This window comes from Stenotrophomonas sp. GD03680, assembly GCF_029844625.1.
In the GTDB taxonomy this organism is placed as follows: domain Bacteria; phylum Pseudomonadota; class Gammaproteobacteria; order Xanthomonadales; family Xanthomonadaceae; genus Stenotrophomonas; species Stenotrophomonas maltophilia_P.
This window is the reverse complement of the sequence record NZ_JAOCKC010000005.1, coordinates 269,831-290,183: the sequence shown is the minus strand read 5'-3', so window position 1 is coordinate 290,183 and position 20,353 is coordinate 269,831. Positions and strand designations below refer to the sequence as shown.

Sequence of the window (20,353 nt, the reverse complement as noted above, 5' to 3'; positions counted from 1 at the left end):
GTGACCGATATCGGCCGTCGCCGACTGTTGCAGGCCGGCCTTGCCGCCGGCCTTTCACCGCTGCTGCCGAGCATCGCCCGGGCCGCCGCGATCGCCCCCGATGCACGCACCCGCAGCCTGCAGGACCTGCAGCACATCGTGGTGTTCATGCAGGAGAACCGCTCGTTCGATCACTACTTCGGCACCCTGCCGGGCGTGCGCGGATTCGGTGATCGTTTCGTGGCCCCCGCCGCCCCCCTGGCGGGCGGTGGCGCTGCGCGCACCCTGTGGCTGCAACCCGATGCCAGCGGCAGCCGGGCGATCGCACCGTTCCCGCTGGATACCGCCGCGCACTTCGGCTACATGCGCGTCGAAGGCACGCCGCACACCTGGCCTGACGCGCAGCGTGCCTGGGACCATGGGCGCATGGGGCAGTGGCCCAAGGCCAAGCAGAATCACTCCATGGGCTACTTCCAGCGCAGCGACCTGCCCTTCCAGTTCGCACTCGCCGATGCCTTCACCGTCTGCGATGCCTATCACTGCGCGATCCAGGCCGGCACCAACCCGAACCGGGTGTTCCTGTGGACCGGCCACAACGATCCCTTTGCCCGCGCCGGCGGCCCGGTGATCGCCAACTCCCACGACAACTTCCCGGAGCACGGCGGCCATCCGGCGTCCTACCAGTGGACCAGCTACGTCGAGCAGCTGCAGCAGGCAGGGGTGTCCTGGCAGATCTACCAGGACATGGCCGACAACTTCACCGACAACCCGCTGGCCGGATTCGAGACCTTCCGGCAGGCGTACCGCGCTGCACCGGGCCACGATCCACAACTTCGCGCACGCGGGGTCAGCACGCGCGGGCTGGCACAGCTGCGCCAGGATGTGGTCGACGGGCAGTTGCCACAGGTCAGCTTCATCATCGCCGACGCTGCCGGCAGCGAACATCCCGGCCCCTCCAGCCCGGCGCAGGGCGCGGCCTACACCGCGCGCGTGCTCGACGCGCTGACCGCTGACCCGGAGGTCTGGAGTCGTACCGCCCTGCTGTTGATGTTCGACGAGAACGACGGCTTCTTCGACCACGTGCCGCCGCCCGCCCCGCCTTCACCGCTGGAGGATGGCTGGGCCGGCGCATCGTCGGTCGGCACCGAAGGCGAATACCATCGGCATCCTGCGCCTGGCGACGAGAAGTACGACGCCGCCGAGCTGCGTGGCCGCCCCTATGGACTGGGCCCACGCGTGCCGTTGTATGTGATCTCGCCCTGGAGCCGGGGCGGCTGGGTCGATTCGCAGGTGTATGACCACACCTCGGTACTGCGCCTGATCGAACGCCGCTTCGGTGTGCCCGCACCGGGCATCTCACCGTGGCGGCGCGCGGTCTGTGGCGATCTGACCCACGCGTTCGATTTCGCCCAGCGCGATACCCGCCCCTTCGTGCAAGCGTTGCCTGACGTCGATGCGGTGGCCGCGCGCGCGGCGGCCCTGCCGGGCCGGACCGTGCCTGCCCTGCCGGAGGGGTTGCACCCTGCACGCCAGGAAGCCGGGGTAAGACCGGCACGCGCCCTGCCCTATCGGCCGCAGGCCCGGATCACCGCATTGGCCGCCGGAAGCATCGATCTGCAGCTGGGCTGCGAAGGAGCGGCAGCGGTACTGCATGTCTACGACCGGCTGCGCCTGGACGCGATTCCGAGGCGCTACACGCTGGTGCCGGGCACGCCCGTGCAGGCGCGCTGGCCGCTTGCTGCCGATGGCCGCTTCGACCTGTGGCTGCTGGGCCCCAATGGATTCCATCGCCACTTCCGCGGCGATGCCACCTCCCCGATGTTGCTGGCGGAGATGGAGCGCGCCGATGGCCAGCTTCGCCTGCGTCTGCGTAATCCAGGCGATGAGCCCTGCCGGGTCCGCGTGCAGGGAGGCGCCTATGCCGGGCACATGCCCGACCAGACTCTGGACATCGCCGCGCGCTCGGAAACATCGCTGGCCTGGGATGCAGCCCCCACCGCAGGGTGGTACGACCTGCATGTCAGCGCAGGAAGCGGTGCGCTGCGCCTGGCAGGGCGCGTCGAGGATGGCCGCCCCGGCACCAGCGATCCGGCGATGGGCAGTGAACCCTTGCGGTTCCAGCACGATTGAGGTCGAGGACGAAACGCGGCAGGCCGCGTCCTGCCCCATCGAAACCGACGGAATCGGGACTGCGCGTCATTGATCTGCGATGCAGCAGTCCGCGTACACCTGCGTCGCCCGCTCGCGCGCAGCCTCGCGCTGTGCAGGGCTCAACTTCGCCTGCAACTCCTGCAGGCTCCTCGCCGGCATATGTGCCGGATTTGCCTTGGCAGCGGCCAAGGCATATGCATAGGCATTCACGCCATCGTAGGCGGTGATTCTTCCCTTGTCGTACGCGCTGGACAGGTGACTGACCGCATCGAGGCTTCCCGTTGCCGCAGCATCATGGAGATGGCGCATCGCACTCTCCCGCCATCTGACCAGCGATTCCGGATTCGCAAGCCACTCCGATGGAGGGCCGATGACGGTCTCGGGATCGGCCGCGTAAAGCAGCTTGGCTTCGATTGAGCCCTGCGAAGCGGCCCTGGCAAGCCATGCTCCATGATAGAAGGCAGGCGCAGCTACCAGGGACGCACACTCGCCCAGACGACGCTCATCATTGACCAACGAGGCAGGATCCGGCGTCATGCCCGCATTACGAAGGAAATCGAATGACGCGACCGGATCGTGCTTGATCAGGTTCCTGCACTCGCGCACCGTCAACTCCATCAGATAGCTCGCATCCGCATCACCGGCGTCGGAACGCCGCTTCATCACCCTCATGTACTCAAGCGCATCGCCCGGCGGCCGCCGCTCACGGTTGCCGGCAATCTCGTATGCCTTCGGACCTACCCGGCGGAAGACCTGGGGATTCGGCGGCTGCGGACCCGTTCGCGCAGCGGCACGATGCTGCTTTGAGGGCACGGGTGCGACGTCAGTGCGGCCTTGCGTGTGAGGCGCGTGCGCCGCAATCGCCTGCGGCATGGAATCCGCGCGGCCCCACAGGACATAACCGCCGGTCAACACGACAACTGCCACGCCGCCCACGATCAGAGCGCGCTTCAAGGAAATCTGCATCCGCACTTCCGTCCCATCGATCGCCGATCCGTCGGCGTACCGGCTCAGCACATCAGAACCTGCAATCCAAGTCCAGCAGTCGGCGCAGATTCGATTTCTGCAGGTGATGGGCAACGTGCTGCACGGGAGAATTCCGGCCACAAAAAAGCCCCTGTCTCCAGGGGCTTTTCTGAGTATCTGGCGGAGTGAGAGGGATTCGAACCCTCGATAGAGCTTTTGACCCTATACTCCCTTAGCAGGGGAGCCCCTTCGGCCACTCGGGCATCACTCCGGGGATTTCACCGCGGGGGTGCGTCGCACCTCAGCGGGGCGTGAATCATAACGTTAATCACGCGCGAAGGTAAAGCCTTATTCCGCAGAATTTTCACCACCGGCGCTGCCGGCTTCGTCACCACGCTGGATGCGCTGGTAGATCTCTTCGCGATGCACAGCGACGTCCTTCGGCGCAGTGATGCCGATACGTACCTGGTTACCCTTGACGCCGAGCACGGTGACGCTCACCGAGTCACCGATCATCAAGGTTTCGCCGACGCGGCGAGTCAGGATCAACATTTTTGTAAGTCTCCATGGAACCGTGTGGAAGGGTATCCCCCACCGGCTTGACGCTTCGTCAAGAAGCGCTACCACGACAAAGGGAAAAGATTCGCAATGGTACCGTCAGCCGTCCCGCTCCTACAAGAAGGGGGACGGCAGGCTTCATCACAGGCGGGGGCTGACCCATTCGACGACGGCAGCCAGTGCAGTGGCAAGGGCGGGCCCGTCCTCGCCACCACCCTGGGCGAGGTCCGGGCGTCCGCCGCCCTTGCCCCCGATCTGACCGGCGATATGCGACAACAGTTCCCCGGCCTTGACCCGGCCCGTTGCACTGCCGTTCACGCCCGCGACCAGGGCGGCCTTGCCGTCCTGGGCACCTGCCAGCACGATCACCGCGTCTCCCAGCTGCTGCTTCAGGCGGTCCACGGCATCGCGCAGCGCCTTGGCGTCGAAGCCCTCCAGGCGGGCCGCCAGCACCTTCACGCCCGCGACCTCGACCGCCTGGCTGGAAAGGTCGGCGGTCGCACCCGCGGCTACCTTGGCCTTCACCGCTTCCAGTTCACGTTCCAGCTGCTTCTGGCGCTGGCCAAGCGCCCGGATCTTCTCGACCACGTCGGCAGCACTGCCACCCAGCAGCTCGGCCGCCTCGGACAACCGCGCCTCTTCGGCATCGACGTAATCCAGGGCGCCCTGACCGGTGACCGCTTCGATGCGACGCACGCCCGCGGAGACACCGCCTTCCGAGGTGATCTTGAACAGGCCGATATCACCGGTGCGCTTGACGTGGGTGCCACCACACAGTTCGGTGGAATAGTCGCCCATTTTCAGTACCCGGACCTGTTCGCCGTACTTCTCTCCGAACAGTGCCATTGCGCCGAAATCGAGTGCTTCCTGCATGCCCATGGAGTGCACTTCGGCAACATTGTTGGCACGCACCTGCTGATTGACCTTGCGCTCGATCACGGCCAGTTCTTCGGCACTGATCGGCTGGAAATGCGAGAAATCGAAACGCAGGCGGTCCGGCGCCACCAGCGAGCCCTTCTGCTGCACGTGCGTGCCCAGCACCTCGCGCAGGGCCGCGTGCAGCAGATGGGTGGCCGAGTGGTTGAGGATGGTGGCGCCGCGGCGCTCACCGTCGACCTCGCCAGCCAGCACATCGCCCACCTTCAGGTCGCCTTCGGTCAGGGTGCCGACATGGCCGTGGAACTGGCCCGCGAACTTCTGGGTGTCTTCCACCGCCAGGCGCACGCCGTTGCCGGTCATTACGCCGGTATCGCCGACCTGGCCGCCGGACTCGGCATAGAACGGCGTCTGGTTGGTGATGACGATGACGGCATCGCCGGCACTGGCCGACTGTACCGGACGCCCCTCCTTGAGCAGCGCCAGCACGGTCAGGTCACCGGCCTGCAGGCGGTCGTAGCCCAGGAACGCGGTCGGGGTGAGCGTCGCCACCAGCTCGGCCGGCAGGGTCACGCCACCGCCGAACTTGCCCGCGGCACGCGCGGTCTCGCGCTGCTGTTCCATCGCCGCATCGAACCCGGCGATATCGACCGTCAGGTCACGCTCGCGGGCGATGTCCTGGGTCAGGTCCAGGGGGAAGCCATAGGTGTCGTAAAGGCGGAAGGCGTCACTACCCGGGATCACGCCATTGCCGGCCCTTGCCGCAACGTCTTCGAAGATTTTCATGCCGGCGTCGAGCGTCTCGGCGAACCGCTCCTCCTCAGCCTGCAGCGCGCGGGTCACGGTGTCCGCTGCCGCCGGCAGCTCCGGATAGGCCTCGCCCATCTGTGCAACCAGCGTCGGCACCAGCTTGCTGAAGAACGGCTGGCGCACACCCAGCATCCAACCATGGCGCAGCGCGCGGCGGATGATACGGCGCAGCACATAGCCCCGTCCTTCGTTGGACGGCAGGACGCCATCGACGATCAGGAACGAGCAGGCACGGATGTGGTCGGCAATCACGCGCAGCGACTTGTTTTCCAGATCGGAGGTGCCGGTCAGCTCGGAGGCCTTGCGGATCAGAGCCTGGAACAGGTCGATCTCGTAATTGGTGTGGACATGCTGCAGGATCGCCGCAAGACGCTCCAGGCCCATGCCGGTATCCACGCAAGGCGCCGGCAGCGGCACCAGAGTGCCGTCCGGCTGGCGGTCGAACTGCATGAACACCAGATTCCAGATCTCGATGAAGCGGTCGCCATCCTCATCCGGCGACCCCGGAGGACCGCCGGCAATGTGGTCGCCGTGGTCGTAGAAAATCTCGGTGCACGGACCACACGGGCCGGTGTCGGCCATCTGCCAGAAGTTGTCCGAAGCGAACGGCGCGCCCTTGTTGTCGCCGATCCGCACGATGCGCTCTTCCGGCACCCCCACCATGTCGCGCCACAGTTCGTAGGCTTCGTCGTCGGTCTGGTAGACGGTCACCAGCAGGCGATCGGCCGGCAGCTTCCAGACCTGGGTCAGCAGCTCCCACGCCCACGCAATCGCGTCCTTCTTGAAGTAGTCACCAAACGACCAGTTGCCCAGCATTTCAAAGAAGGTGTGATGGCGGGCGGTGTAGCCAACCTGGTCAAGATCGTTGTGCTTGCCACCCGCGCGCAGGCAGCGCTGGACATCGGCCGCGCGCACGTAGCTGCGCTTCTCGGCACCGAGGAACACGTCCTTGAACTGCACCATGCCGGAGTTGGTGAACAGCAGGGTCGGATCGTTGCCAGGCACCAGCGGTGCCGACGGCACGATGGTATGGCCTTTGCCCTTGAAGAATTCAAGGAAATCGCTACGGATCTGGGAGGTCGTGAATTTGGCGGGTGCGTTCATTGGGGGCTGGCAGTCTGCGGGCCGGCGGACCCGGACCACCGGCCGCCTGGGCCAGGGTCGCGACGGACCGCCGAAAACCTAAAGGGTATCAGGCCCGGCGCCGCCAGTCTCAATCGTCAGGGTCGTAGCGGGTCGCACGGCGGATGCTGTCACCGTCGAAGCCCCGCCGCGCCAGCAGATCTGCCGCTTTGCGGCGCTGCGCCAGGTCCTGTGGGCCGGCCTCGCCAAAGCGGCGGCGGACCAGATCACGGGCGTTCTCCTGCCAGTCGCCCTCGTAGCTGTCCATCGCTGCGGCAATCGCGGCACTGTCCAGCCCATGGGTCCCCAGTTCGGCACGCACATGGATGGGGCCGTAACCGGTGTTGGCCCGCATGCGTACCAGGTTCTCGGCAAACCGGGTGTCGTCCTGCCACCCCGCCTCGGTCAGCTTGGCGACCGCTGCCTGCGCGGCTTCGTCTTCGATACCCCGCGCAGTCAGTTTGCGGGTCAATTCCTTGCGTGAATGCTCCCGGCGGACCAGCAGGCCCAGTGCCCGCTGCACCGGAGTCTGCTCGCGAGGCCGGCGCTTTCGGCCTGTCGAGGTAGGTTCGTCGCTGTCGGACATCAATGCCTCCAGGGGTGGCGCCGTCCCTGGCACCCTGCCCATCCTGGGCGGTTCGAACCTGCGGGGTAGAGCGACGTCACTGACGGCGTCACCCTACCCCACAGCAAGACTTACTCGTCGTCGCCTTCGTCGTCGCCTTCCTCGCGGACGGCCTCGGATGGCTGGAATTTCTCGCGCAGCTCGGCTTCGAGCTTGGCGGCGACGGTCGGGTTGTCACGCAGATAACCGCGGGCGTTGTCCTTGCCCTGGCCGATGCGTTCTTCGCCATAGCTGTACCAGGCACCGGCCTTCTCGACCAGCTTGGCATCCACGCCCATGTCGATCAGTTCGCCTTCACGGCTGATGCCTTCGCCATACAGGATCTCGGTGATTACCTGCTTGAACGGCGGGGCCAGCTTGTTTTTGACGACCTTGATCTTGGTCTGGTTACCGATGATCTCATCGCCCTTCTTGATGGCACCGATGCGGCGGATGTCCAGGCGGACCGAGGCATAGAACTTCAGCGCGTTGCCACCCGTGGTGGTCTCCGGGCTCTGGCCCGGCATCATCACGCCGATCTTCATGCGCAGCTGGTTGATGAAGATCACCAGCGTGTTCGAGCGCTTGATGTTGCCGGTCAGCTTACGCAGCGCCTGGCTCATCAGGCGGGCCTGCAGACCCGGCAACTGGTCGCCCATCTCGCCCTCGATTTCGGCCTTCGGGGTCAATGCCGCGACCGAGTCGATCACCAGGATGTCCACCGAGCCGGAACGGACCAGCATGTCGGCGATTTCCAATGCCTGTTCACCGGTATCGGGCTGCGACAGCAGCAGGTCGTCCACGTTCACGCCAAGCTTGGCGGCATAGATCGGGTCGAGAGCGTGCTCGGCATCGATGAAGGCAGCGGTGCCTCCCATCTTCTGGCACTCGGCGATGGCCTGCAGCGTCAGCGTGGTCTTGCCCGAGGACTCCGGTCCATAGATTTCCACCACGCGGCCCTTCGGCAGACCCCCGATGCCCAATGCGATGTCGAGCATCAGCGAACCGGTCGGGATGGCTTCGACGGGCTCGACCACACGGTCGCCCATGCGCATCACCGAGCCCTTGCCGAACTGCTTTTCGATCTGGCCCAGAGCAGCAGCCAATGCGCGCTTCTTGTTCTCGTCCATCGTATTGGTCCTTGCAGAGGTCATTTCGTTGGGGGTGCTGTCTTTGGGGGTCTTCTTTGCCATGGGTTCACTTTAAGGCGGACGTATCGCACAGGCTGAGATTCTGCCCGGCGCTCTGAAAAGAATTATCGGACATCCGTACCAACCTCGGTGGAACCAGAGAATCGCCACAAAAGACCGCGGGGTAACGCACCTTCGAACGCTTCAGCGATTCGGCCGCAACAGGCCGCAGTACAGGCCTTCGATCGAAAAGTCCTGGTCGGGAAGCACTTCGATCGGCTTGTAATCGGGGTTCCGGGGCAACAGCCGGATACGGTCCTTCGCGATCTTCAGCAGCTTGACGGTGATCTCATCATCGATGCGCGCCACCACGATCTGCCCCGAATGGGCGTCGCGGGTGCGGTGCACGCCGATCAGGTCACCATCGAAGATGCCTTCGTCGATCATCGAGTCACCCTGCACCTTCAGCAGGTAATCCGGCGCGGGCGAAAAGAACACCCGGTCCAGCACCACGAAATCGTCCGAGCCGATATCCGCGCCGATAGGCAGGCCGGCGGCGACCCGCCCCAGTACTGGCAGCCGCAGCACGCTCTCGGGCAGCCCGGGCTCGGCCAGGGTCTCCACGGGGGGAGCCTGCACCAGGCGGATGCCCCGGGCCTGGCCGGGAATGCGGCGGATCGCTCCCGCCTGCTCCAGCGCCTCCAGGTGGTACTGGGCCGCGCGTACGCCCTTGAAGCCGAACGCACGTGCGATTTCCGTCTGCGACGGCGGCGCGCCTTCGCTCTCGATACGCTCGGCGATCAACTGCAGGATCGCCTGCTGGGTGTCGGTCAGGTCCATGGTTAGTAGTATTACTACTAACTACGGGAACTGCAAGTGCCGGACACGACAGGGCGAAGCGTACCGGGCGATACCGCAGCGAACGACACTCAGTCGTGCCTGCCACTTCTCCAGATGGAGAACAGGATCCAGACGCCGCAGATACCGGCCCCGACGAATCCGGAAACCCCGAGCGCCAGCAGCCAGCGGCTGGAGACCCCACCGACGCTGTGCATGACGATCGATGAGCCGATGATCAGCGCTGCAGTCACGATGCCCATCACCATGCGATTGGCCGCACGGTTCACCTGCTCGCCAAAGCCCTGCAGCGCACTGGTCTCGACCTTCAGCTGCAGGCGCCCACGGCGCGCCGCCTGCACCAGCTTGCGCAGATCGCGCGGCAGATCGCCGGCGAAGTCGATCATTCCCAACAGGCTGCGCCGGCCGCGTTTGAGCAATGCCCGCGGCGCGTAGCGCTGCAGTACCACCCGCTCCAGGAAGGGGTGTGCGGCACTGGCCATGTCGAAGTCCGGGTCGAGCTGCCGGCCCATGCCTTCCAGGGTGAGGAACGCCTTGATCATCAGTGCGAGGTCGGCCGGCAGGGTCAGGCTGTAGCTGCGCAGCAACTGGGTGATGTCGCCCAGCATCAGGCCGATGCGCAGATCCTTCAGCGGCACGCCACGGTACTGGTCGACGAACTGGCTGATGTCGTGCTGCAGCCGGTTCTCATCCACCTCCACGCCCCCGGCCCAGTCCAGCAGGACGTCGGCCACCCCCTGCGGGTCCTGTTCGACCAGCCCGTGCAGCAGTTGCGCAACCTGGAAGCGACGCACTTCGGACAGTGCCCCGACCATGCCGAAGTCGATCACGCCGATGCGGCCGTCACGCAGATAGATGATGTTGCCCGGGTGTGGATCGGCGTGGAAGCTGCCGTCCTCGAGCACCATCTTCAATACGATGTTGGCACCGCGCCGCGCCAGTTCGCGACGGTCCAGCCCTGCTGCGTCCACGCCGGCAAGATCGCGGCCCGGAATGCCGTCCACGAAGTCCTGCACGTTCAGGCTTTCGCAGGTCCACTGCCAATGCACGCCGGGAACAAGGATGTCGTCGCGACCTTCAAAGTTGCGTGCGATGCGCTCCGCGTTGCGGCATTCGGCCGCGAAATCGAGTTCGCGCCGCAGCGATACGGTGAACTGCTGCACCACCTCTGCCGGCCGGTAACGGCGCAGATCCGGAAGACGCGCCTCGACGATTTCGGCCAGCCGTGCCAGCAGGCGCAGGTCGGCTTCGACCACGTCACGGATGCCGGGACGACGCACCTTCAGCACCACTTCGCGGCCGTCCAGCAGGCGCGCGCGATGGGCCTGCGCCAGCGAGGCCGCCGCCATCGGTGTTTCGTCGAGGAAGGCGAATACCTGCTGCGGAGGCGCGCCCAGATCGGCCTCCAGCTGCGCGCGGATCTGCGCATAAGGAAGGGCCGGTACCGCATTCTGGAGTTCGGAAAGCTCGGCGATCCACTCCGGCGGCAACAGATCGACACGGGTCGCCAGCACCTGTCCGAGTTTGACGAACGTCGGGCCGAGGTCCTGCAGGGCGCTGCGCACCCGCACCGGCGCGGTCATCCGCAGCAGATGCTGGCGGTCCTCGTTCCAGTGCAGCAGGCGCCCGGCACGCTCCAGCACCGTGGCCAGGCCGATCCGGCGCACCACGTCGCCGAAGCCATAACGGATCAGGACCGCTGCAATTTCCTGCAGCCTCCCCAGGTCACGGACGGTGCCCAGCGTTTCCCACATCATGCGTGCTCCGGACGATTACCGCAGCAGCATGTCACAGCTGGGCGTCGATACCGTGCAATGCCGCAGCGACGGTTTGCCTGCGGATGGCTTCGCGGTCGCCATCGAACTGGAACAGTTCCGCCCGGGCGTATCCGCCGCGGCGCTTCCAGCCGATCCAGACGCTGCCGACCGGCTTGTCCGGGCTGCCGCCACCAGGACCGGCAATGCCGGTAACCGCCACCGCGATGCCGGCACCAGAGTTGATCAGGGCGCCGGACACCATCTCCAGCACCGTTTCGCGGCTCACCGCACCGAACTGCTCCAGCGTCTGCGCACGTACCCCCAGCAGGCGCTGCTTGGCTTCGTAGCTGTAGACCACCATGCCGCAGTCGAAAAACGCCGAGGAACCGGCAATGTCGGTCATGGTCTTGGCGATCCAGCCGCCACTGCAGCTTTCAGCCGTCACAAGCTGCAGCGAGGCCTGCTGCAGGCGCTGCCCGAGTGCGGCAGCTTGGGCGTTGAGGTCGGCGTCGGTAGGGATGGACATCGAGATGACAGTGGGGTGAAGAACCCGCCTGTTGTACCGCAGATCGCAGACGCGTGTCGCGTCCCGGCCGGTACGCGCCCGACTACGCAGCGGCGCGCACCGGGATTGTGCGGCGCTATCTCACCATTCCGGCAGCTTTTCCGGCAGCAGGGCACGGATCGGCCCGCCATCAATGCCCGCCGCGAGTTTTTCGGCTTCGGCAATCGGAAGATCGACCTGCAGCAGCCAGCCCTCCTCGTCTGCCTGCTCGCTGCGGATCACTTCCAGCTGATGCAGGCGCGCGCGCAGGCGGCCCGCATCCGGCGGCAGGCGCAGCTCCCCGGTCACATGCTGCAACCCCAGGCGCTTGCCCAGCACCGCCTGCAACAGCTCCAGGCCCTGCCCGTCACGCGCGGAGATCCAGACCCGCTCGCGGCGCGACTCGTCCGGCACGCCATCCTGACCATCGTGGCGCACTTCGGCGCCCTCGATACGGTCGATCTTGTTGAACACCAGCAGCTGCGGCAGATCACCCGCACCGACCGCAGCCAGCACCTCGTCGACCTGGGCGATGCGCTCCTCGCGGTGCGGATCGGCCGCATCGACCACGTGCAGCAGGAAATCGGCCTCGCGGGCCTCGGACAGGGTCGAGCGGAACGCGGCCACCAGGTCGTGCGGCAGGTCGCGGACGAAGCCGACGGTGTCGGCCAGCACGACGTTGCCACCCGGCACAGCGATGCGGCGCACCGTCGGGTCCAGGGTCGCGAACAGCTGGTCGGCCGCATAGGCCTCGGCGCCGGTCATCGCGTTGAACAGGGTCGACTTGCCGGCATTGGTGTAACCCACCAGGGCCACACGCGGCAGTTCGCTGCGCACGCGCGCACGGCGCATCTGGGTGCGCTGGACTTCGACCTTCTCCAGCCGCTTCTGCAACTGCTCCACCCGCTTCTGCAGCAGACGGCGATCGGTTTCCAGCTGGGTTTCGCCCGGGCCGCGCAGGCCGATCGAACCACCGCGCTGGCGCTCCAGATGGGTCCAGCCGCGCACCAGCCGCGTCGCAAGGTGGCGCAGCTGCGCCAGCTCGACCTGCAGCTTGCCTTCGTGGCTGTGAGCGCGCTGCGCGAAGATGTCCAGGATCAGCCCGGTACGGTCGATCACCCGGCGCTCCAGGAAGCGTTCCAGGTTGCGTTCCTGGCCGGGGCTCAGCGCATGGTTGACCAGCACCAGATCGGCGCCGGTGGCGTCGGCTGCTGCCTTGATCTCATCCAGCTTGCCGCTGCCGATCAGGGTCGAGGGATTGGGACGGTCCAGGCGCGCGGTGATCGTGGCAGCGATGCTGGCCCCTGCCGAGCGGGCCAGATCACCGAACTCTTCCAGCACGTCGTCTTCCAGCTTGCCGAAGTGCGGCTGGATCAGCAGGGCATGTTCACCCTTTTTCGAGCGGTCAAACATTCACCGCTCCGGTCTTACTCGTCTGCTTCATCACCTGCCTGACCACCTTCACCCGACTGCACATAACCACCGCCCGGCCCAACCTTCACATTGCGTGCCGGCACCACGGTGGAGATCGCATGCTTGTAGACCATCTGGCTGACCGTATTGCGCAGCAGGACCACGAACTGATCGAACGACTCGATCGTGCCCTGCAGCTTGATGCCGTTGACCAGGTACACCGAAACCGGCACGCGCTCGCGCCGCAGTGCATTCAAGAAAGGATCCTGCAGCGATTGCCCCTTGGACATTGCTCACTCCTGATTATTGTTCTTATTGGGTTGCCGGCGGCCGCCGCGGCCCCCGAGCCGCCCGCCGGACAGTGATGTTACACGGCTGGCGGCGGTTCAGCGTGCGACGAAGGTCGACACCGCGTCGGCCAGCCGCTCGTGGTCGATATGGGGGTCGAACCAGCGCGCATCAAGCTCACTGCGCAGCCAGGTCAGCTGCCGCTTGGCCAGCTGGCGGGTGGCGAAGATCGCCTTGTCGCGGAAGCCGCCGGCATCGATCCGGCCGTCCAGATGCTCCCAAGCCTGGCGGTAGCCGACCGCACGCACCGCCGGCAGGTCCAGCGGTGCCGCGACAGCGGCCATTTCCGGCATCGCGCGCAGATCGCGCACTTCGTCGAGGAAGCCCTGGGCCAGCATGGCATCGAAGCGGACCTCGATCCGCCGGTGCAGGATTGCCCGGTCGTGCGGCGCCAGGACCAGCTTCAGGGTGCGTACCGGCAGCGGCGCCACGCCGGGCCGGCGCTGCCACTCGCTGATCGGCATTCCCGTCAGTCGATAGACCTCCAGCGCCCGCTGGATCCGCTGTGGGTCTGTCGCATGGATGCGGGCAGCAGCGGCGGGGTCCACCTTCGCCAGTTCGGCATGCAACGCGGCCCAACCGCGCTCGGCGGCCTCGGCTGCCAGCGTGGCGCGCAGGGCCGGGTCGGCCTCCGGCATGGGCGACAGTCCCTGCAGCAGGGCGCGGAAGTACAGGCCGGTGCCCCCGGCCAGGATCGGCATCCGTCCACGCGCAACGATGTCGGCGACGACGCGGCCGGCGTCGGCGGCGAACTCCGCCGCTGAGTAGGTCTGCCACGGATCACGCAGGTCCAGCAGATGATGCGGCGCCTGTGCGCGCTCGGAAACGTCGGGCTTGGCCGAACCGATATCCAGATGGCGATAGACCAGCGCCGAGTCAACGCTGACGATCTCGCCATCCAGCTGCCGGGCCAGGGCGATCGCGGTGGCCGTCTTGCCACTGGCGGTCGGCCCCATCACGGCAATCGCCAGCGGCCGCCGGTCAACCCCCATCAGTCTTCGTCCGGCCAGCTGATCGTCGGCCGGGTGTCATCGCGTGGCGCCGGCACGGCGTCCACCGCCTGCCAGATCTTCAGTGCATCGACGGTGGCGGCGACGTCATGCACACGCACGATACGCGCACCGCGCTGCACGGCAATCAGGTGCGCGGCCACCGACGCCGCCACCCGCTCGGCCGGCGCGTCACGCCCGGTCAGCTCGCCAAGGCTGCGCTTGCGCGACAGGCCCGCCAGCATCGGCACACCCAGTTCCAGAAAACGCTCCGAACGCGCCAACAGGGTCATGTTGTGCGCGGTGTTCTTGCCGAAGCCGAAACCCGGATCGATGACCAGATGCTTCTTCGCGATGCCGGCCATCTCGGCGGCGAACAGGCGCTGCACGAGAAACCCGTGGACTTCGGCAACGACGTCGTCGTAGTGCGGATCGGCCTGCATGTTGCCCGGCTCGCCCTGCATGTGCATCAGCACCACCGGCACGTTGGCCGCAGCGGCCGCTTCCAGCGCGCCGTCCTGGCGCAGGCCGAAGATGTCGTTGATCATGCCGGCGCCGGCGGCCACCGCCGCGCGCATCACCTCAGGCTTGAAGGTATCGATGCTGATCGGCACGGATGTACGCGCCGCAAGCTGCTCGATGACCGGAACGATGCGGCGGAGCTCTTCCTCCACCGATACCGATGCAGCGCCGGGACGGGTCGATTCACCCCCGATGTCGAGCAGGTCGGCGCCCTCTTCCACCAGCTTCAGGCCATGCGCGACCGCGGCTTCCGTGGTGTCATGGTGCCCGCCGTCAGAGAACGAATCCGGGGTGACGTTGACGATGCCCATGACCCGGGCACGGTCCAGGCGCAGGATGCGACCGGCGCAGTCGAGCTGGGGCGAGGTATCGAACATGGGCAATCCTGCAGGGACAACGGCGGGTAGTTTAGTTCGGCAGGGCTGCGCCCTGCACCCGCAGAGGCCAGGGCGACAACAACAGCCAGAGCAACAGCGGGTTTGCTGATGAAAGGCGGGGCCGGTCCGGTTGCAGGGCGTCAGCCCTGCCGACACCCCTCAACGGCGGCGGCGCTTGCGGTCCACGTAGAGGGTCCTGGCAACGCTCAGCACGATGCCGACCGCAATACCCACCACGCAGCCCAGCAGCAGATTGTCGGCCCCCAGGCCCACACCCACACCGACCACGGTGGCGATGACCATCTCGACGGTGTGGGAAATCGGTTCGGGCTTCGGGGCGGACATGCGGGCTCCAGCGTCAGATCGGTTCTTCGGGGTGGGCCGAGGGCCCGGAAACGACGAAGCCGGGTTGCCCCGGCCTCGTCTGATGTCACGTGCAGCGGGCCGTCAGTGCGATTCGGCCGGGCCGGCGATCGGCGGCAGCGGGCGAGCATCACCGCCCTTGTCGTTGCTGCCACCGTCCTTGTTCGACTTGTTCCAGCCCGCCGGCGGCGGCGGCTCGCGACCTTCCATGATGGCATCGATCTGCGGCGCGTCGATGGTCTCGTACTGCAGCAACAGCTGCGACATCGTGTGCAGCTTGTCGATGTTGTCGGTCAGCAACTGGGTGGTGCGGGCGTAGGCCTTGTCGAGGATGTTGCGCACTTCCTCGTCGATGCGGCGCGCGGTGTCGTTGGACACGCTCTTGTGCTGCGTCACCGAGCGGCCCAGGAAGACTTCGTCGTCCTCCTCGCCATAGGCGATCGGACCGAGTTCTTCGGACAGGCCCCACTTGGTGACCATGTTGCGGGCCATCTTGGTGGCGCGCTCGATGTCGTTGGACGCACCCGTGGTGACCTTGTCGGTGCCGAAGATCAGCTCTTCGGCGACGCGGCCGCCGTACAGCGAGCACAGCTGCGACTGGATCGCCACGCGGTTCATCGAGTACTTGTCGCCCTCAGGCAGGTACATGGTCACACCCAGGGCGCGGCCGCGCGGAATGATCGTGACCTTGTAGACCGGGTCGTGCTCGGGCACCAGGCGGCCGACGATGGCATGGCCGGCTTCGTGGTAGGCAGTGAGCGTCTTCTCCTCCTCGCTCATGGCCATCGAACGGCGCTCGGCACCCATCAGGATCTTGTCACGGGCACGGTCGAAGTGGTCCATGCGGACTTCCTTCTCGTTGCCACGCGCGGCAAACAGGGCTGCCTCGTTGCAGAGGTTGGCCAGGTCCGCGCCGGAGAAGCCCGGGGTACCGCGTGCGATCACCAGCGGCTCGACGTCGTCGGCCAGCGGCAGCTTGCGCATGTGCACCTTCAGGATATGCTCGCGGCCCTTCACGTCGGGCAGACCGACCACCACCTGGCGATCGAAGCGACCCGGGCGCAGCAGCGCCGGGTCCAGCACGTCCGGACGGTTGGTCGCGGCGATCACGATCACGCCTTCGCCACCCTCGAAGCCATCCATCTCGACCAGCAGCTGGTTCAGGGTCTGCTCGCGCTCGTCGTGACCGCCGCCCAGGCCGGCACCACGGTGACGGCCGACGGCATCGATCTCGTCGATGAAGATGATGCACGGGGCGTGCTTCTTGGCCTGCTCGAACATGTCACGCACGCGGCTGGCGCCGACGCCGACGAACATTTCCACGAAGTCCGAACCGGAGATCGAGAAGAACGGCACCTTCGCCTCACCGGCGATGGCCTTGGCCAGCAGCGTCTTGCCGGTACCCGGCGGGCCGACCATCAGCACGCCACGCGGAATCTTGCCGCCCAGCTTGGTGAACTTGGACGGGTCGCGCAGGAAGTCGACCAGTTCGCCCACTTCCTCCTTGGCCTCGTCGCAGCCGGCGACATCGGCGAAGGTGACCTTGATCTGGTCCTCGCCCTGCAGCTTGGCGCGCGATTTGCCGAAGGACATCGCGCCCTTGGCGCCGCCGCCGCCGCCCTGCATCTGGCGCATGATGAACAGCCAGAAGCCGATGATCAGGATGACCGGCAGGAAATTCATCAGGATCGCGCCCAGGGAGATGCCGCTGGAGGGCTCCTCCTGCACGATCTCGACGTTCTTGGTGCGCAGCACGTTGATCAGGTCGCGATCGAACGGCGCGGTGATGGTGGACGACTGTCCACCCCGGGTGGTGTAGGTGATCTGGCTGGTGCCGCCGCGCATGTCGCCGCCGAAGGCGACCTTCTGCACGTTGCCGCTGTCCACCTGGTCCAGGAACTGCGAATAGGACGCACCCTGCGCACCGGCCCCGGAGGACTTGGGCGAGAAGCTCTGGAAGACCACCATCAGCACGACGGCGACGACCACCCATAGCAGGAGGTTCTTGGTCAAGTCGTTCATCCTCATTGGCTCCGGTGTTCCTCTCAGTGCGGGCGTTGCGTTGGGGTTGAAACTTACGTTGCGAGCTTACTTCATGTGGGCGCGTTTGCCCTGACCCAAGGCGTACACCTCGGGAGAGCGTTTGCGCGACGCTTCCGGCTTGCGGATGGAGACCTTGTCGTAGCGACGGCGCATTTCACGCACGTAGTCGTCAAAGCCCACACCCTGGAACAGCTTGATCAGGAACGCCCCGCCGGTCTTCAGGTGGTTGTCGGCGAAGTCCAGCGCCAGCTCCGCCAGATGCATCATCCGCGGCTGGTCGACCGCGTCCATGCCACTTTTATTGGGGGCCATGTCCGACAGCACAAGGTCCACCGGCTCGTCCCCGAGCATGGCTTCAAACTGAGATAGGACGGCTTCTTCCCTGAAGTCACCGTGAAGGAACTCCACACCCGCCAGCGGCGGCATCTCCAGGATGTCCAGCGCCAGCACGCGGCCGGTGTCTCCCATCTGTCTCCGAACCTGCTGAGACCATCCGCCAGGGGCGGCACCGAGGTCCACCACGACCATGTTCCGCTTCAGCAGGCGGTCACGTTCAAGCAACTCTTCAAGCTTGTAGGCCGCCCGCGAGCGCATGCCTTCGGCCTGCGCCTTCTTCACGAAAGGGTCGGAGAAGTGTTCCTTGAGCCAGCGCTGGCTGCTTTTGCTGCGGGTTGCCATTGGAAATAGGGGCTGATGGGGCCGTCATGATACCCTGATCCCCCCATTCAACCGTCTTTTCCTGCATGTCCATCGCCCTGACCGCCTCCCAGACCCGTTTCCTGCGCGGCCAAGCCCACGACCTGAAGGCCCTGCTGCAGACCGGCGGCAAGGGAGTGACCCCGGCCTTCATCGCGGAGCTGAACGAAGTGCTGGAGCGCCACGAGCTGGTCAAGGTCAAGGTCGCAGCCGAGGACCGCGAGGCCCGGGACGCGATGATCGGCGAGATCGTCGAAGCCACCGACAGTGCGCTGGTGCAGCGCATCGGTCACGTTGCCGTGCTGTATCGCCCGAGCAGGGAGCAGCGCCAGATCGTGCTGCCGCGCGGCTGATCGCGCTACCGCCATGCAGCTGAACCACGAGCCGCCCGATTACGCCTACAGCCTGCGCGCTGCCGATGGCCGCTCGGCCAAGGTCAATGACACGGTGCTGGCCAGCAGCTTTCTGCTGACGCCGGACCAGCTGGTCGAACATTGGCCTGTCGCCGATGCGGCGGCGCTGACGGTGGCCGACCTGGAACCGGTGCTGGCACTGAGTCCTGCATTGATCGTGCTGGGAACCGGCGAGCGGCAGGTGTTTCCGTCGGCTGCGGTAATGGCCGCCTGCCTGTCGCGCGGGATCGGCCTGGAAGTGATGAACAACCCTGCCGCGGCGCGCACCTTCAACATCCTTGCCGGCGAAGGCCGCAAGGTGGCGGCCGCGTTCATCCTGGAAGGTTGAGGACCACCGCCGGGCATGGCCCGGCGCTACCTTGATGCGCATACGCCGGGCATGGCCCGGCGCTACCTTGATGCACGTACGCCGGGCATGGCCCGGCGCTACCGTACCTGCCTGCGCTAGCGCGCTGGCAGGTACTGCTGCGGATCGACCGGCTTGCCGTTGTAGCGGATTTCAAAGTGCAGCATGTCGCGATTCGCGCCGGTGCGCCCCATCTCGGCAATCTGCTCACCCGCCTTCACGCTCTGTCCCTCGTTGACCAGGCGCTTGCGGTTGTGGCCGTAGGCCGACAGCCACTGGTCGCTGTGCTTGATGATGATCAGCTCGCCATAGCCGACCAGTCCGGCGCCCGAGTACACCACCACACCGTTGGCGGTGGCCTTGACGGCCTGCCCGCTGGTGCCGGCAATGTCGACGCCCTGCTTGGTTGCGTCGCCTGCCACGTAGCGGCCCACGATCGCGCCATCGGCTGGCCAGCGCCAGGCGATGTTGCTCTTCACCGGACCGGCCGGTGCCGTGGCCGGTGCCGTGCTGCCGCCGCTGCGCGGCGCGGTGACCACGGTGGTCGGTGCGCGGCCGCTGCTGGCCCCCGGCGGATACAGGCGGATGACCTGCCCCGGATAGATCGTCGACGGGTTGTCCAGGCTGTTCCACGCGATCAGATCGGCCGGGGTGATGTCGTGGATGCGGGCCAGCGCGTAGATCGTGTCGCCCTTGCGCACGACCACGGTCTGCCCCGGCTTGGCCACCGAAGTCTTGGGCGTAGTGACCGCCGCCCCGCCACCACTGCCATTGGGCCGCACCACCGTGGCAGTGCCACAGGCAGCCACGCCGGAAACCAGCAGCACCAGCGCGCCGACGCGCACTCCCTTGCTCAGACGATCAGCACTCATGCGAACTTCGACCTCCATACAAGCCAGGCGATCAGCACCACCACCAACGCGGTGGCGATCCAGCCCAGCGGTTCAATCCAGCGACGCAGCGCCGCTTCGGCGCGCGCTCCACCGATGCGGATCACGGCAGCGAGCACATACACCCGCTTGCCGCGTCCGATCAGCATGCTCAGCAGGTACTGCGGCATCGGTACGCCGACGATACCCGATGCCCACGTGAAGACCTTCATCGGGATCGGCATGAAGCCGCCCAGGACCAGGAACGTGAACACCGCCCACGGCGATTCGGCCATCTTCTCCTGCACGGTGGTGATGCCCTGTTCGATTGCCGGCAACATGCCCAGCACTTCGAACAACGGCTTGATCGCCTCGAATGCGAAGTGACCCAGCGCATAGCCGACCACGGCACCGACCATCGAACCGGCCAGGCTGAGGGTCGCGAACCACCACCCGCGCCGGGGTTGAGCCACGCACATCGGGGCCAGCATCACTTCCGGCATCACCGGAAAGATGATCGCCTCGAAAAAACTCAGCACCGTCAGGTAGGTCGGCGCGCGTTCGTGCGCCGCCCACTTCATCGCCCGCTCGTACAGCGGTCCGAAAATCTTCATGCAAC

20 protein-coding genes and 1 tRNA gene are annotated in these 20,353 nt (G+C 66.2%); 3 read left to right on the top strand and 18 right to left on the bottom strand.

Features of this window, described 5'->3' with window-relative positions:
* On the top strand, positions 1-2,109 hold the full coding sequence (locus N5J29_RS09610) for a phospholipase C, phosphocholine-specific (protein WP_164152243.1): 2,109 nt from the start codon (positions 1-3) through the stop codon (positions 2,107-2,109).
* Positions 2,110-2,175: 66 nt separating this feature from the next.
* Here the strand turns inward: N5J29_RS09610 and N5J29_RS09605 are convergent, their stop codons facing one another.
* The 16 genes from N5J29_RS09605 to rlmE all read right to left on the bottom strand — a co-directional run bounded on the left by N5J29_RS09605 (position 2,176) and on the right by rlmE (position 18,088).
* Entirely contained in the window at positions 2,176-3,096 is a 921-nt protein-coding gene (locus N5J29_RS09605) for a hypothetical protein (RefSeq protein ID WP_053520008.1), read from the bottom strand.
* 178 nt (positions 3,097-3,274) lie between these two features.
* Positions 3,275-3,367, bottom strand: a tRNA-Ser gene (locus N5J29_RS09600).
* A gap of 77 nt (positions 3,368-3,444) precedes the next feature.
* Positions 3,445-3,648: a carbon storage regulator CsrA gene (gene csrA, locus N5J29_RS09595; protein WP_053520007.1), complete on the bottom strand. Its 204-nt coding sequence runs from the start codon at positions 3,646-3,648 to the stop codon at positions 3,445-3,447.
* Between the two features lie 147 nt (positions 3,649-3,795).
* Positions 3,796-6,444: an alanine--tRNA ligase gene (gene alaS, locus N5J29_RS09590; protein ID WP_164152242.1), complete on the bottom strand. Its 2,649-nt coding sequence runs from the start codon at positions 6,442-6,444 to the stop codon at positions 3,796-3,798.
* Between the two features lie 109 nt (positions 6,445-6,553).
* The gene (recX, locus tag N5J29_RS09585; RefSeq protein ID WP_111186069.1) at positions 6,554-7,048 is read right to left on the bottom strand and encodes a recombination regulator RecX; all 495 of its coding nucleotides are present in this window, start codon (positions 7,046-7,048) and stop codon (positions 6,554-6,556) included.
* Positions 7,049-7,158: 110 nt separating this feature from the next.
* Positions 7,159-8,196: a recombinase RecA gene (recA, locus tag N5J29_RS09580; protein WP_053520004.1), complete on the bottom strand. Its 1,038-nt coding sequence runs from the start codon at positions 8,194-8,196 to the stop codon at positions 7,159-7,161.
* 204 nt (positions 8,197-8,400) lie between these two features.
* Complete coding sequence (gene lexA / locus N5J29_RS09575; protein ID WP_053520003.1) at positions 8,401-9,036, bottom strand: transcriptional repressor LexA; 636 nt, start codon at positions 9,034-9,036, stop codon at positions 8,401-8,403.
* Between the two features lie 89 nt (positions 9,037-9,125).
* On the bottom strand, positions 9,126-10,808 hold the full coding sequence (ubiB, locus tag N5J29_RS09570) for a 2-polyprenylphenol 6-hydroxylase (RefSeq protein WP_164152275.1): 1,683 nt from the start codon (positions 10,806-10,808) through the stop codon (positions 9,126-9,128).
* A gap of 34 nt (positions 10,809-10,842) precedes the next feature.
* The gene (locus tag N5J29_RS09565) at positions 10,843-11,337 is read right to left on the bottom strand and encodes a CinA family protein (RefSeq protein ID WP_053520002.1); all 495 of its coding nucleotides are present in this window, start codon (positions 11,335-11,337) and stop codon (positions 10,843-10,845) included.
* 120 nt (positions 11,338-11,457) lie between these two features.
* On the bottom strand, positions 11,458-12,768 hold the full coding sequence (hflX, locus tag N5J29_RS09560; protein WP_065174932.1) for a ribosome rescue GTPase HflX: 1,311 nt from the start codon (positions 12,766-12,768) through the stop codon (positions 11,458-11,460).
* Between the two features lie 14 nt (positions 12,769-12,782).
* Complete coding sequence (gene hfq / locus N5J29_RS09555; protein ID WP_004152891.1) at positions 12,783-13,058, bottom strand: RNA chaperone Hfq; 276 nt, start codon at positions 13,056-13,058, stop codon at positions 12,783-12,785.
* A gap of 96 nt (positions 13,059-13,154) precedes the next feature.
* Positions 13,155-14,108, bottom strand: coding sequence for a tRNA (adenosine(37)-N6)-dimethylallyltransferase MiaA (miaA, locus tag N5J29_RS09550; RefSeq protein ID WP_164152240.1), 954 nt, complete (start codon positions 14,106-14,108; stop codon positions 13,155-13,157).
* Positions 14,108-15,004, bottom strand: coding sequence for a dihydropteroate synthase (gene folP, locus N5J29_RS09545; RefSeq protein WP_164152238.1), 897 nt, complete (start codon positions 15,002-15,004; stop codon positions 14,108-14,110). Before folP ends, miaA begins: the two co-directional genes overlap by 1 nt.
* A gap of 159 nt (positions 15,005-15,163) precedes the next feature.
* Positions 15,164-15,349, bottom strand: coding sequence for a hypothetical protein (locus N5J29_RS09540; RefSeq protein ID WP_164152236.1), 186 nt, complete (start codon positions 15,347-15,349; stop codon positions 15,164-15,166).
* A gap of 102 nt (positions 15,350-15,451) precedes the next feature.
* Positions 15,452-17,389, bottom strand: a complete 1,938-nt coding sequence (ftsH, locus tag N5J29_RS09535; RefSeq protein ID WP_053519737.1) for an ATP-dependent zinc metalloprotease FtsH — start codon at positions 17,387-17,389, stop codon at positions 15,452-15,454.
* 66 nt (positions 17,390-17,455) lie between these two features.
* Positions 17,456-18,088 carry a 23S rRNA (uridine(2552)-2'-O)-methyltransferase RlmE gene (gene rlmE / locus N5J29_RS09530; RefSeq protein WP_065181256.1) on the bottom strand — a complete coding sequence of 211 codons (633 nt, stop codon included), beginning with the start codon at positions 18,086-18,088 and terminating at the stop codon, positions 17,456-17,458.
* A 65-nt stretch (positions 18,089-18,153) separates the two neighbouring features.
* On the opposite strand from rlmE, the gene yhbY reads away from it, so the two are divergent.
* The gene (gene yhbY / locus N5J29_RS09525; protein ID WP_053519735.1) at positions 18,154-18,459 is read left to right on the top strand and encodes a ribosome assembly RNA-binding protein YhbY; all 306 of its coding nucleotides are present in this window, start codon (positions 18,154-18,156) and stop codon (positions 18,457-18,459) included.
* A gap of 13 nt (positions 18,460-18,472) precedes the next feature.
* Entirely contained in the window at positions 18,473-18,847 is a 375-nt protein-coding gene (locus tag N5J29_RS09520; RefSeq protein WP_053519734.1) for an Mth938-like domain-containing protein, read from the top strand.
* Positions 18,848-18,963: 116 nt separating this feature from the next.
* Here the strand turns inward: N5J29_RS09520 and N5J29_RS09515 are convergent, their stop codons facing one another.
* Positions 18,964-19,737 (bottom strand): peptidoglycan DD-metalloendopeptidase family protein, encoded by a 774-nt coding sequence (locus tag N5J29_RS09515; protein WP_164152234.1) that lies wholly within the window; start codon positions 19,735-19,737, stop codon positions 18,964-18,966.
* Positions 19,734-20,348, bottom strand: coding sequence for a YqaA family protein (locus N5J29_RS09510; RefSeq protein ID WP_053519732.1), 615 nt, complete (start codon positions 20,346-20,348; stop codon positions 19,734-19,736). Before N5J29_RS09510 ends, N5J29_RS09515 begins: the two co-directional genes overlap by 4 nt.
* Positions 20,349-20,353: the final 5 nt, after the last annotated feature.